The 14,471-nt window shown below is 33.4% G+C and carries 11 protein-coding genes, 1 other RNA gene and 1 pseudogene; 10 read left to right on the forward strand and 3 right to left on the reverse strand.

Going from position 1 to position 14,471, the window contains the following annotated elements:
- Nucleotides 1-169 precede the first annotated feature (169 nt).
- The 5 genes from LQ598_RS02295 (at nt 170) to LQ598_RS02315 (ending at nt 3,004) form a co-directional block, all read left to right on the forward strand.
- Nucleotides 170-499 carry a DUF1798 family protein gene (locus LQ598_RS02295; protein WP_016912950.1) on the forward strand — a complete coding sequence of 110 codons (330 nt, stop codon included), beginning with the start codon at nt 170-172 and terminating at the stop codon, nt 497-499.
- The gene (locus tag LQ598_RS02300) at nt 496-1,056 is read left to right on the forward strand and encodes an SLOG family protein (RefSeq protein ID WP_103322288.1); all 561 of its coding nucleotides are present in this window, start codon (nt 496-498) and stop codon (nt 1,054-1,056) included. Before LQ598_RS02295 ends, LQ598_RS02300 begins: the two co-directional genes overlap by 4 nt.
- Before the next feature lie 13 nt (nt 1,057-1,069).
- A complete protein-coding gene (gene gpsB, locus LQ598_RS02305) occupies nt 1,070-1,384 on the forward strand; it encodes a cell division regulator GpsB (RefSeq protein WP_016912948.1) in 315 nt (104 codons plus the stop codon).
- 47 nt (nt 1,385-1,431) lie between these two features.
- An RNA gene (gene rnpB, locus LQ598_RS02310) (RNase P RNA component class B) lies at nt 1,432-1,801 on the forward strand.
- An 81-nt stretch (nt 1,802-1,882) separates the two neighbouring features.
- Complete coding sequence (locus LQ598_RS02315; RefSeq protein ID WP_107537116.1) at nt 1,883-3,004, forward strand: THUMP domain-containing class I SAM-dependent RNA methyltransferase; 1,122 nt, start codon at nt 1,883-1,885, stop codon at nt 3,002-3,004.
- A 348-nt stretch (nt 3,005-3,352) separates the two neighbouring features.
- Here LQ598_RS02315 and LQ598_RS02320 read toward each other — a convergent pair whose 3' ends face one another.
- Together LQ598_RS02320 and LQ598_RS02325 are read right to left on the reverse strand one after the other, a co-directional pair.
- Nucleotides 3,353-5,005, reverse strand: coding sequence for a b(o/a)3-type cytochrome-c oxidase subunit 1 (locus tag LQ598_RS02320; protein WP_239745129.1), 1,653 nt, complete (start codon nt 5,003-5,005; stop codon nt 3,353-3,355).
- Nucleotides 5,002-5,481 carry a cytochrome c oxidase subunit II gene (locus LQ598_RS02325; protein ID WP_016912834.1) on the reverse strand — a complete coding sequence of 160 codons (480 nt, stop codon included), beginning with the start codon at nt 5,479-5,481 and terminating at the stop codon, nt 5,002-5,004. The genes LQ598_RS02320 and LQ598_RS02325 overlap by 4 nt, the downstream gene beginning before the upstream one ends.
- 286 nt (nt 5,482-5,767) lie before the next feature.
- Between LQ598_RS02325 and LQ598_RS02330 the strand changes: the two genes are divergently transcribed.
- On the forward strand, nt 5,768-9,196 hold the full coding sequence (locus LQ598_RS02330) for a dynamin family protein (RefSeq protein ID WP_119609013.1): 3,429 nt from the start codon (nt 5,768-5,770) through the stop codon (nt 9,194-9,196).
- Nucleotides 9,197-9,207: 11 nt separating this feature from the next.
- Nucleotides 9,208-10,092: a 5'-3' exonuclease gene (locus LQ598_RS02335; protein ID WP_016912832.1), complete on the forward strand. Its 885-nt coding sequence runs from the start codon at nt 9,208-9,210 to the stop codon at nt 10,090-10,092.
- Between the two features lie 375 nt (nt 10,093-10,467).
- Here LQ598_RS02335 and LQ598_RS02340 read toward each other — a convergent pair whose 3' ends face one another.
- Entirely contained in the window at nt 10,468-10,869 is a 402-nt protein-coding gene (locus LQ598_RS02340; protein WP_107537201.1) for a ribonuclease HI family protein, read from the reverse strand.
- A 444-nt stretch (nt 10,870-11,313) separates the two neighbouring features.
- On the opposite strand from LQ598_RS02340, the gene LQ598_RS13925 reads away from it, so the two are divergent.
- From LQ598_RS13925 to LQ598_RS02355, 3 genes and pseudogenes are all read left to right on the forward strand, one after another.
- Complete coding sequence (locus LQ598_RS13925; protein WP_107537202.1) at nt 11,314-11,652, forward strand: YSIRK-type signal peptide-containing protein; 339 nt, start codon at nt 11,314-11,316, stop codon at nt 11,650-11,652.
- A 353-nt stretch (nt 11,653-12,005) separates the two neighbouring features.
- Nucleotides 12,006-14,015, forward strand: a complete 2,010-nt coding sequence (locus LQ598_RS02350; RefSeq protein ID WP_239745130.1) for a hypothetical protein — start codon at nt 12,006-12,008, stop codon at nt 14,013-14,015.
- Nucleotides 14,016-14,047: 32 nt separating this feature from the next.
- Nucleotides 14,048-14,471: pseudogene (locus LQ598_RS02355) on the forward strand (YSIRK signal domain/LPXTG anchor domain surface protein); the annotation flags it as partial.

The following is a 14,471-nucleotide window of genomic DNA, read 5'->3' on the forward strand; positions in this document are numbered from 1 at the left end:
ATTTATCACCTAGCTTTATATCATAAAAACTCTAAATATTATACCTTATTTCATTATAAGTTACAAAAGTTTTTTATGATACATAAATATTCTAGAAGTTTTCTAGTTATGTTATCATTTTATCGTGAGGACTTTTAAAACACAAACTTCATTGATAGTAGGGATAAAAATGATACAAGATCTTATAAATGAATTGAACAAGATGCAACAGATTTTTAAAAACGCTAAAGATGACCATGAGTACGACTTTTATAAAGACGTTGTGCCATTTGTTGAAGCTGTTGACGAATTGTTAGACAAACTCGCATTAGAACAACATACGGTTCTTCAATTACAATATATGAACGAACAAAAGTTTCAACTTCTTATTGATAATTACAAAGAGTTATCAGTCGAATGTCATTATAAAAGAACAAGCAAAAAACTATTTCTCGAAAAACATAAAGCTGTTCAACATGATTTGAGCTACATCTATACACATTTAGGTGATTTGTCATGACTTCCATATACTTTACTGGCTATAAGCCGTTCGAATTAAATATATTTAAAGATGATCAGCCAGAAGTTAAAGTCATTAAAGCATATATAGAAGAAATCATTAAGCAAGAAGTTGAAGAAGGTTTGGAATGGGTGATTATATCAGGGCAACTTGGATTTGAACTTTGGACTGCTGAAGTTACAATACAAATGAAACATAAATACCCTCAATTGAAACTGGCAATTTTAACGCCATTTTTAAATCATTTTAATAAATGGAATGAAACGAACCAGCAAAAATATCAAAGCATAGTTGCTCAAGCTGATTATGTAAATGCTATACATCAAAGTGAATACCAAGGCGGATTTCAATTCCAACAAGCAAATGATTTTATATTGAATAATACCGACAAGACAATTTTGTTTTATGATGATGAACAAGAAGCTTCACCAAAGTACTTCCAAAGTAAGTTAGTTGATTTTGCCGAAAAGACAAATTATACTTATACTGTTATGACATTCATGGATTTACAAGACTTTATGGAATATAATTATAATAATGAAAATGAATCTTATTAAATGAGGTGTAAATATGGCTGATGTAACATTAAAGCTATCTGCTAAAGATATTTATGAAAAAGAATTTGAAAGAGGTTTAAGAGGATTTAAAACTGAAGAAGTAGATGCATTTTTAGATGATATTATTTCAGACTATCAAAAAATGGCTGATTTAAATAATGAAGTCATCAAACTGACAGAAGAAAATTCTAAATTAAACAAAGAAATTGAACAGCTAAGAATACGTGTAGCTTCGGGAAGACCACAAGGCTCACAACAATATAATTCTAATAATGTAGACATATTAAAGCGTATTTCTAACCTTGAAAAAGCAGTATTCGGTGAATAAATTATAGTTATTTATCACAGTTTATGCTATAATTCGTTGTTGAGTGGTATTTCGGATAATCGCTACGTTAAGTAGAGGAAAGTCCATGCTCACACATTCTGAGATGAATGTAGTGTTCGTGCTTGGCGAAACAATAAGCCAGGGCAATTAATTGACGGCAACGAAATAACCTAAGTTATTTATAATATGGTTAAATTAGTTTGAAAGTGCCACAGTGACGGAGCTTGTACAGAAATGTAGAAGGTGGAACGCGGTAAACCCCTCGAGTGAGCAATCCAAAATTGGTAGGAGCACTTCTTTGACGGAAATGAACGGAATAAGAAGGTATGTCATCATACAGACAGATGATTATCACTGGCGTACGAGTGTAACTAGTGCACGTTAGCAGTACTAAAGGACAAAACATGGCTTACAGATTTATCACTCACTAGTGTTGCTCTCCCAAGTAGGAGAGCTTTTTATTTGTAAATTATAATTTAAATATAAAGGAGTATATACATGTATCAATTACTCGCGACTAGTCCTATGGGATTAGAATCAATTGTTGCTAAAGAAGTACAAGAGTTAGGATATGAAACGACAGTAGAAAATGGTCGTGTTCTATTCGAAGGTGACGAAACAGCTATCGTTAAAGCAAATTTATGGTTAAGAACTGCTGATAGAGTCAAAATCGTAGTAGGACGATTTAATGCTACAACTTTTGATGAACTATTCGAAAAAACAAAATCATTACCTTGGGAGGATATTATAGGGGCTCAAGGCATGTTCCCAGTACAAGGTAAAAGTGTTAAATCTAAATTATTCAGTGTATCCGACTGCCAAGCAATCGTTAAAAAAGCGATAGTTGAAAAACTTAAACATGTATATCAAATTCAAGGTTGGATAGATGAATCTGGTAGTAAATACCAAGTGGAAGTATCTTTATTAAAAGATGAAGCTTTCCTCACAATCGATACATCAGGAGCAGGACTTCATAAAAGAGGGTATCGTTTAGCACAAGGTGAAGCACCAATGAAAGAAACATTAGCAGCAGCACTTGTTAGATTAACAAACTGGAGTGGAGAAACACCATTCATAGATCCATTCTGTGGTTCAGGTACACTTGCAATAGAAGCAGCGTTAATCGCACAAAATATAGCACCAGGATTTAATCGTAGCTTTGCAAGTGAAGATTGGGATATTATACCAGAAGGTTTATATGATCAATTAAGACAAGAAGCTGATGATGCAGCACTTTATGATAAAGAAATAGATATATTAGCAAGTGATATTGATCCTAGAATGGTAGAAATTGCAAAAGCAAATGCTGTTGAAGTAGGTCTTGGAGATATCATTAAATTTAAAGTACAAGATATACATGACCTTACAGTACCAGAAGGACCTGTTTCTATAATTGGTAATCCACCATACGGAGAACGTATCGGTGAACGAAATGAAGTAGAAGCTATGTATAAACACTTAGGTGAAATATTGACTCAAAATAACCAAGTTTCATTATATATGTTGACGAGTTATAAAGAATTCGAACCTTTAGTAGGTCATAAAGCAACGAAGAGAAGAAAATTATTTAATGGTTTTATAGAATGTACTTATTATCAATATTGGGGTAAAAGAAAATAGAGTGAGTTATAAATACCCGTACTAAAAATAAAAGATTTCTTCATTAGGTTATAGCCTAGTGAAGAAATCTTTTTTTATTTTAAAATTTACGATTTTGCTCGTGCATGCTTGCCTAGGGGTATGGTTCGAGCCTGTAGTCTCTCTCGCATACTATTCCCTCAAGCGTCAGCACTTCACAAAATCGTGGAGAAAGATTATAGAGATTTTTGCTATTTATCATGTGAGCCATGACATGATAAATTCCCGAGGGGTAATCCAAGAGAAATCCGAGCAAATCGCACGAAGACTTAAAAGATAAACTAAAAAGAGCGCAAATTCTTAATTCCTAAAGAATTTGCGCTCTTTTACTTACCAAAGTTTGCCTTCACCTAAGCCTTTAGCTCCTGGTGGTGGATCTATAAACATTTGACTTATTGGCACTGTATAAGCAACTAAAATTAATAGTACTGTAATTATAATTAAAAATCTCCAGTTTTCAACGAGTTTCGTTACAGGTTGATGTTCATCTAAAGCTTCAGCAACTGGATATTCTTCTTCGCCTTTTGGTGACAAGAAAGCTAAATGTATAAATACCATAACAACTAATATAATAGAAATAAATAATATTGTTCCCCCAACTGCTTGTAATACTTGATAAGGTATCCATTCAGCAGCTTGTTTAGCACCGCCGTATTCGGAATACGTAGATCTTCTTGGAGCGCCTTTTACTAATCCAACGTAGTGCATGGCACCACTCATGATTGTCATACCAATAGCCCAAGTTAATCCTTGAATAATAGCTAGTTTATTCGTAAACTTCGTTAATTTTCTACCTGTACAATGTGGTATCAACCAATACATAATTCCGAAAAATGTTAATATAACAGCTGATGCGATTGTTAAATGGAAATGACCTGTTACCCAAATGGTATTATGAATCAAACCATTCATTTGTGCTGAAGCATTTACTAAACCGCCAGCACCTCCAGGTATAAAGGCCAACATACCTAAAAATGGTAAAACAAATCTTGCATCATGCCATGGTAAAGATTTAAACCAATTGAATAATCCTTTGTATCCTAAAGAACGACCGTGATTTTCAAAAGTTGCAAACAAACTAAATGCTGTCATAAATGAAGGAATGACTACCATGAACGTTAAAATAACTTGCAAATACTTCCACATATCGTTGATACCAGGTTCAACTAATTGGTGATGTATCCCAACAGGAATACTGAAGAATAAGAAGAGCATAAATGACATTCTCGCTAAGTTATCTGAGAAAGCTTTGCCACCGATAATTTTTGGTACAATTGCATACCAACACATATATGCTGGCAATAACCAGAAATACACAAGTGCATGACCAAAATACCAAAATAATGTTCTGCTTAAAGAAACATCGACTCTTTCAACTAAACCTAATGACCAAGGTATTAATTGTAAAAGTACTGTAGCAGCGACACCTAATGAACAAACAATCCACATTACCCCGTTAATGGCTACCATATAGCTAAGTAGTGGAGATTTCTTAGTAGGGTAAGTCTTCTTAAATTCTCGATATTTTAAAATTTGTCCAACTACAGAAATCCAACTTCCTACAACGACGAGCGCCATGCCTATATAGAAAATGACATGTGCTTTTAATGGTGCATAAAACGTATATAGAACAGTTGCTTTGTTCAGTAAGACCATTGTAGCTGCCATAAGTGTCCCAACAATCATTACCCAAAAACCAATCCAACCAAATTTCCTTTGTACTGAAGTTAAATGCCCACATGTTTTAGCGACTGCTGAATATTGAAAGCCTAAGATAAAGAAAGTTGTAAGCACGAGCGCTAATACAATACCATGTACCGTTAATATTTGATAATAAGAAATGGCCTTAGGTAATTGTAAAAAACCTGATCTTACAAAAGTTTGTAATAATCCAGCAAGTCCCCCTAGAATTAAACAACAAACTGCCACATACATATGTGCCATAACGAGTTTACTATCCGTCTTGTTTAAACGTGTTATCATTTTTTATCCACAACCTTTATCATCGACTTCATATCTGCATGTCCGACACCACAATATTCATTACAGATGATAAGATATTCACCTTTATGATTGAATGTCTTCGAATATTCACTAATGTGTCCTGGTTCTAACATCATGTTGACGTTCGTTCCAGGTAAACTGAATCCATGCAATGTATCTTTACTTGTCGCAATGATTTTTACTTTTGAGCCTTTAGGTATTTCGATTTTTCCAGGTTGGTAGTTAAAAGCTGAGGCTACAATAACGAGTTCGTAATCATAGTCTTTACCGTCAACTTTATGTAGCCCTGGTTTATTAAAAGGCTCAATTTGTTCGACTTTATCTGGGTTAACGTATGCTCTACCAGATGCAGCTGGTTTATGACCATTATGTAACCCTGTAATTATTAAAATTATAAGAAACAATGCTAAAGAAGCTGTTCCTACGCTTAACCATAGCTTTTCATATTTATGCACAGATTTCACCCCTTACATTCTGATTAAAAATAAAATAAAACAAATTACCCATAATACTGCAAAAATGCCTCCCAATGTAAAAACTGAATAGAGTGTGCCTCTAAGGTCGAGGTCGTCATGTGAATGGTCATCAGTTTTTTTACGAATGTCATTATTTTGGACAGTCATATGATTCATCCTTTCTTATATTCTCTTCATTATTTATAATAGAATAGAGATAGAAAAAATAATGTGATATAAATCACATTATTTTAAATTATTTGTGCAAAAATGAAGGGGAATTAAAATGAAAAGTAATCAAGAATCATTAGATTTACTCTATAAACTTAAAAAAGAAATTGAAAAATCTTCAAATCACCAATTAATCAAACAAATTAATGAAATGATTAAGAAAGTATATAACGAACAATATACTGTGAGTTTCGTAGGGCATTTTTCGGCAGGTAAATCTACTTTAATCAACAATGTTATCGGACAAAATATTTTACCAAGTTCACCGGTACCGACAACGAGTAATACCGCACAATTAATTTCATCTAATAAAAATAGTATTTCTGTTAACTTAAGTGACAATCAATATACAGTGGTAGAGAACCAAGAAGATGTAAAAAGATTAAATACAGAAGATCGCGAAGTAGAATCTATCGAAATAGCATTTACATCAGATAAATTTAATAAAGGATTTACTTTCCAAGATACACCTGGCGTTGATTCAATGAGCGACAACCATAGAGAAAGTGCCTTTCAATATTTACTCACTTCCAATTACGTCTTTTATACGGTCGATTACAACCATGTACAATCTGATATGAACTTTAACTTCATTAAATCACTTAACAAATTAGATATTCCAGTTATTTTAGTTGTTAACCAAGTTGATAAACATGATGAAGATGAAATCTCTTTTGATACATATAAGCGCAGAGTCAGTAAAGCTGTTGCAGATTGGAATCTCAATCTAGAAAAAATATTTTACGTTTCAAAATATGATACGCCAAATAATGAAAAAGTGGCATTTAATCAGTATATCCATCAACTAGATCAACAACGCACGGAACATCAAGTATTTATTGAACGTGTGACCAATTATATTAGACAAGAACAACTTGAATATATTAATCGTCATATGGAATCTATTCTTTCAGACATCGATTCAACCGACGAATCTTTTGATGAAGATTATCAAACATTTAAAGAAAAGTTCAATGTACAAAATGAACAGTCACTCATTCAAAATAAAGAGCAGTTCACAACGAATTTAAAAGAAAAGCGCAAAGAAATATTAGATAATGCATATTTAATGCCTTATGAAATGAGAGAAACCATTCGCTTATATCTAGAAACAACAGCGAAAGATTATAAAGTAAAAGGATTATTCAACAAAGATAAGAAAAAAGCACAGATTCAAGAAGAAAAATTAGGCGAAGTAAAAAAAGAATTAGATTTAAAAATCCATGACGAAATCACTAAAGTGTGGATTAAATCATTAGAGAACCTCAACAAATACATTAAAGATGCCGCTTTATTCGAAAAAATCATCAATCAACAATATACGATATCTGAACAAGAGTTGGCAGATCATGTACAAGAACAAACATCAATTACAAATGATTACGTGCTTATATACACGAAAGGCATCGTAGAAATCATCAATCGCAAAATTCGCAATGAAACGAATCAACTTATAGATGAGATTGTAAATTCTAGTGAAGTACGCAATGAAAAGATTGAAGATACAAATAAGATAAATGAATACGAAGAATATGTTGAATTCAAAAACTTAAAATCATCTCTTATAACAAATAACTATCAACATTATTATATTCATTTAGATGAATCCATCGATAAACTCATCGATAGACATTTTGTACGTATAGAAGATATAGATTTAGGTGAGCAAAGAGAGCAGAAACATCAATATAAAGAAGAACAATCAGAACAAAAAGTAAGTAATATAGACAACATTAAAGACCAATTAGCACAATTAAAGAAATTACCGCTATTTGAAGGTGAAGTTGAAAACATTCATGATCAAGTTCAGCGTATAGAAAACAATATTACGAAAATTGCTGTATTTGGTACATTTAGTGCTGGAAAAAGTAGTCTCATTAACGCCATTTTACAAAGACCGATTTTATTAAGTTCACCAAATCCGACAACAGCGAGTATTACGGAAATCAGTTATGGTACGAAACAAGAAGTCACATTTAAGACGTATGCACAATTGCTCGAAGAAATTAATCATATTACGGAATTTGCGAATAAAAGCTATGAGTCTATAGAAGAATTTATAGAAGATAATAATATTAAACAACATGCTTCATTGTCGAGTCATCATATTGCATTTTTCGAAGCGGTTGAAACGAACTTTAAACATTATGAAACGACGCTTAAACAAGATCAAGCTGTTGAATTTAAACTAGAGGAACTAGAGAAGTTAACTGCGGATGATACACATGCCGCATTTGTGCACAAAATTAATTTAAGACTTGAAGAAGAATGGCTAAAAGATAAAATTATAATCGACTCTCCAGGTTTAAACTCAAACAACCAGAGACATACGAGAGAGACAGAGCAAATCATCGCTTCAAGTGATCTCATTATATATGTAAGTTATTATAATCATGCATTTACAGACAAAGATGCTGCGTTCTTAACTTATATGCGTGATATGAATAATTTACAACAATCCCAAGGTCTAAAATTCGTCATCAATGCGATAGATTTAGCTGAATCTGAAGAAGATAAAAATGCAGTTATTGCATATGTAGAATCATCATTAGATGCATTGAATATTAAACCTGAATGTTATCCAGTATCAAGTAAACAAGCACTCAAAGAATATGATGATTATTTCAATCGATTTATGACAGCTGTCGATTATTTTGTCAAAGTTGAAAGTAAAACTGTGCTTCAATCACAAGTTGAATCAAGAATTAATCAACTCATCAATGAGTTAGAGCAAATGGTTCATACATATAGACAAGATAAAGCGCAATTGGAAAAGAGAAAGGCAACGTTGCTTGAGTATAAAGAAAAGAAAAATTTCACAAATCAAACGGTTGTAAAGTCGCATCACCAATTAGAAAAAGAAATTCACGATCAACTTTACTATTTGAAAGACAGGCTTAATATACAGCTCAATGATATTGTGAAGAAGCATTTCAATACTTCAACCGTAACTGATAATTTTAAAGCGTCTTTACAAACGAGCACGAAACAATATGTAGATGATTTAAATCAGAAGTTGAGTCTGGAAAGTTCACTCATAGTTGAAAGATTAAAGAACTTTTATGCAAGAACGTTTGATGATTTACTGACACCAACTATTGTAGAATTAAATGAAGCATCGATACTCGTATCAAAATTCAAACATGAATTCATCAACAAAACAATTCCCGAACCGATTAGCATTCGTATTCAAGATATTGCTCAACAAACAATCCATTCAATTTCAAAAAAAGACTTATTAAAAACATCTAAAGCAAGGGACGTACAAAAGGCGATATTAAATGATACAATGATGCTGCTAAATCAACCAATCGTGTCCTTTAATCATGTTTTGACAGTGAACTTAGAAAATTATGATACAATTGCTGAAGCATATATCGAGAAGTATAACGAAGAAACGATTAAACTGATTGAATCATATTTATCTGTTAATATAGATAACGATGTTATTGAACAAATTGAGCACGTCTTAAAAGAGATATAAAGGAGAACAAAATGGGAAACAAAATATTATTAATAGATGGTATGGCTTTATTATTTAGACATTTCTATGCGACAAGTATACACAAACAATTTATGAGAGATTCTAAAGGTATTCCAACAAACGCCGTGCAAGGTTTCGTGAGACACGCTTACACAGTTATAAATGACATACAACCTACTCATGTTGCGGTATGTTGGGATATGGGTTCGAAGACATTCCGTAATGATATGTTCGAGTCATATAAAGCAAACCGTACTGCACCACCTGAAGAAATGATTCCACAATTTGATAGAGCGAAAGAAATCGCAGAAAAGTTAGGCTTGCTTAACTTAGGCATTAAGAACTATGAAGCGGATGATGTCATCGGTACGATTAGTAAACAAGCACAAGCAGAAGGCCATGAAACATATATCGTTAGTGGCGACCGCGATTTATTACAATGTATCAATACGAATGTTGATATTTGGTTAACGAAAAAAGGCTTCAATATTTATAACAAATATGACATTTTGAAATTTAGAGATGAATACGGATTAGAACCACATCAATTAGTAGATGTAAAAGCCTTTATGGGCGATACAGCTGATGGTTATCCAGGTGTAAAAGGAATAGGTGAGAAGACAGCTATTAAACTTATACAACAATATGAAACAGTTGAAAATGTTTTAGAAAATATGCATGACTTAACGGCAGGTCAACAGAAAAAGATTATTACGTATAGAGATGATTTAGCGATATCTAAACGTCTTGCACAAATTCATACAGATGTACCTTTAGAAACGGATGATTTATTAAATGAAATGACTTACAATCATCAAATAGAACATTCAATCAACATTTGTAATGAACATGAATTATTTGTTTCAAGTAAATATTTATCTACTAACTATTTATAAAATTAAAATTTTAAAAAATAAATCACCCAATCCGAAAATGATTCCAACGGATTGGGTGATTTTATATTTCTGATTTTAATATATATAGACGTTCTATGTTGCTTGTTTGGTAAGTCTTGCAACTTTCAGACCTCCTATGTTGCTTGTTTGGTAAGTCTTGCAACATTCTGGCCTCCTATGTTGCTTGTTTGATAAGTCTTGCAACATAGAGCATGTATTTAAAAGAACAAACGAAAAAATAATATAGACATGAATATCCTCAACGATTTTGCAAAGTGCGGACGCCCGGGGGAATAGTATGCGTGAGAGACTACAGGCTCGAGCCATACCCCTAGGCAAGCATGCACTTTCAAAATCGTGAGATTTTGAGAATGGTTATTTCTTGCTTTTTAATTTTTTCCTCAAAGCTTGTTGTGCTAATTGATTTGCTTCCTTATTCTGTGATCTAGGTATCCACTTTACAAATATTAAATCAAAGGCTCGTTCTAATTGTTTGAATTCATTAAAATAACATTTAAACATTTCATTTTTAACAAAATCTTTCTCTATACTATCTCCAATTAATTTTGAATCGGTGTATATCAAAGCATTTTTGACATTTAAATCAATCGCATTTTGAATTGAAAAAATTAAAGCTTCCCATTCTGCACGATGATTATCCATTACACCGATATTTTTAGTGAAATAATGTCTTTCATTCTCAATTATAATCACGCTTGAACATGAACTTTCTCCAGGATTACCTTTAGTAGCTGCATCAAAATAAATCTGTGGCATTGATATCATCTCTTTCAATTAATTTCTCTATTATGACTAATTTACATGAACAGTATATATAGTTCAACGAATCTCTTCTGAATGAATAAATCTTAAATAGACATATTAAAGGAAAATATTTAAAGTTCTTAAAATTGCATAAATATTTTATAGAGTTATATTATTATAGTATTTTATTATCAGTAAAAAGATGATATACTATTTTCGAACAAAATTGAATTTTGTTCCATATCTTATATGCGAATAATTTAAACGGAAGGAGAGTTAATGAAATATTACCATTTGCATATTAATAGTGTGCACTTCACTCATATATCTTAGATTCAATTAAAGATCATATAATGACACATTACTAAAAAGATAAAAACAAAATAGTAACGGGAAAGAATCTGCCATGAGTAAAGTTGCTCTCCAAAGAAATTTATTTAGTAAAGGGGATTGCTAATGGACAAGCAACGGCGATTACAAAAGTTTAGTATCCGTAAGTACACGGTAGGTACTTGCTCGATATTAATCGGTACGCTCATATTTTTAGGTGTACCAACTCATGATGCATTTGCTTCTGAGAATGACGCAAATATATTGAAACATGAAGATTCATTAAATGATAAAGGCAAGGACGTTGTAGAAGACAATACAAACAACAGTGATTCAGCTAATAAAGATAAAGCATCAGATTTATCTAGCGATTCAGTCCCTAATAATGTTGAAACGTCTGAAGTAGAGACAACAAATGACGATCATTTATCAGAATCGACAGAACAAGAAATCATGCGGAAGTAGAGGCTCCAAGTGAGGAACATTCATCAGAGGCAACAGCTAAAGAAGCACATGCAGAAGAGAATCATGAAACATTAGCAGAACAAAATGCAAAAGTAAATCATGAGGAAAATAACCAATCAGATGAATCTACAGCGCCGCAAGATCATCAAGATCTTGAAAACAAGGACGCTGTTAAACAACAAACCGGGAAAAATGTTGAAACATCTGATAATAAACGAAATGAACATGAAAGTTCTCAAGACATAGAAGCTGATAACGATAGCGTTGAATCAGAAGATAACGACAATGCCGAAGACAACGACAATAACGACAATGCAGAAAATATCGATCAAAATAAAGACGATGAATTAGCAATGCCTTCTCATCAAATTCCAGTTGTAAATGTTCATCAACTTACTGAGCAAGAGAAAACACGTGTTAAAAAGGCTGTTATTAGCACAAACAAATCATTATCGGAAAGTATGATTACTGTCGGAGAAGACGGTTCTGTTATCGTTAATAACAACGGCAAAACATATAGGCTACCGGCTTATATTACTGTATTTCAAGCCGAATCTTTAGAACATAGAACTGGTTTAAGAATTGGTGAAACAGGTACGTTCAATAAAGGATTTGGTAGAAACGTGTCAGACGCAACAGTTTCGAGAGCTGTGTTGGTCGAAAACATAACGACGACAGAGCGCGGTAATTTCGTTGATTACACATATACGATTCAGTATAACCCCTCGCATGGAAGAGATGTTCGTGGCCGATTTTATTTTTACGCGCAAGATGGTGTTCAGTTAACGGCTGGTGGTGTAGAACATTTATCAGGTAGAGGTGGAGAACAGCATTGGGAAAGAAATGCTAGAACAGTAGGATCTAAACTAAATGCTATGGTTTATCAAGCAATGTCACGAGATGAGATTAATTACTATAGAGGATTAACGAATATTACAGATGAAAACAATTACTATATGCTCTCTGAAGGTATTGACTACAGCGGTAATTCTTATAGAGCCTATATGACTGCATCTGTAAGTAAAGAATGGTTAAAGCAACATGGCAACAAGTTCTACGTTGCTGTAGGTGTTGCAACAAGAAATAGTCTTAGAGAAAACAACAGAGTAAGGTTTATACAAAACCAATATAATCCAAATTCAAACAATAGTAACATTAATGATAAAAATAAACCTCTAGGACTGAGAGAACATTACAACATCGGTTGGACAGAGCGACACTTGGCTAATAGACCGTTAGACCCTGGTTTTGAGTTATCTCCAGATGGAAAGACACTCATTTATAAATATGCGATCGGTCATAAACCAGATCAAAATATCAATACCGACGAATTGTTGTCACTATTAAAAGCGACGGCAAAAGACAATGCTAGTAATGTTTTATATGGAACTGTAAAGAAAAAAGCAGAACGTGGTGAAAATGGTTATAGTTTAGGAACAGCTGCTACCAATGACGAAGGTCAATACATCCTCACTAAACTAAATCCACGCGATCACACTACTTCTAGATATAATATTCCAGTACTCGATATTATTCAGCCAGTAGGTGGAAGTAACGGAAACTACTTACTAGGTGGTCGCGTTATTAATATAGAAGGTTCTGGCGAAGGACAAGATGGTGTCATCAATAAAGACAAATATAACCGTGTCGTTTCTGGATTTGAAATAGATGCTGCAAATAACAATGGCGGCGGTGACGCTTCATTCAGTGATCCAAGAATTATTAGAGGAGCAGCCGGTACGAATGATATTGCCAAAGATAATTCAGCTGGAGTCAGAGGCAATAATAACTATGAAGGTAAAACGAGAGCAATCAATAAGTTTCAAATTTACGCTTCATATAAACAACTTGCCTACTTATCTAATTTAAACCCAGAAACTGAAACTAACGTGATGAACTTATTTGTTGTGCCAGTTGATGTGACAAAACCAGCTGTACTTCCAAATGAAACACGTTCAGCGATATCAGTACCATCAGTCATTAGTTCTAAAGAGGCACTAGATAGATTTTTAGCTGATGGAGCTGCTAAAATTGTTGGGAAAGATAATTTTTCTACAAACGCGCATTTAACAAAAGAGCTCAAAGTATATGACGAAAATGATAATGAAATTCTGCTTGACGAAGATAACATACCAAAGAACACAAATTATAAAGTGAAAGCATTCGTCACTGATGAAGCTGGGAATACGAGTGAACCACTTGAACTCGGTACTTTATTCTATAAAGTTATTCCGAACCAACCTGAAATCGTCACTGATTTAACTCAAAAAGCTGCTAAACCGGGTGTTCAAGATCCGATAGAAGTTAGAAGTCAACCAGGTAGTATGGTTAATCTTTATGATAAAGACAACCACATCATTTAGCTGGTAAAGCTGGTACAACAGACCCTGTAGATGTGAATGCAGAGCCAGGATCTAAAGTTGAACTGTTCGATAAAGACGGTAATAAGTTAGGAGAAGCAGAGGCTGGTAATGATGGTGTTGCTCATATTACACCAACGAGTCCAATACCAGAAGGTAACGTAACAGCTAAAGCGACAGATAAAGCAGAAACACCTAATACATCTGATGCATCTGATCCGATTAAAGCGACTGACACAACACCACCAACTAAACCTGTAATTTCTACAGATTTAACTGGTAAAGCTGGTACAACTGACCCAGTTGACGTGAATGCAGAGCCGGGGACTAAAGTAGAACTGTTCGATAAAGACGGTAATAAGTTAGGTGAAGCAGAGGCTGGTAATGATGGTGTTGCTCATATTACACCAACGAGTCCAATACCAGAAGGTAACGTAACAGCTAAAGCGACAGATAAAG

The sequence above is a fragment of the Mammaliicoccus sp. F-M27 genome, assembly GCF_022387115.1.
In the GTDB taxonomy this organism is placed as follows: Bacteria; Bacillota; Bacilli; order Staphylococcales; family Staphylococcaceae; genus Mammaliicoccus; species Mammaliicoccus vitulinus.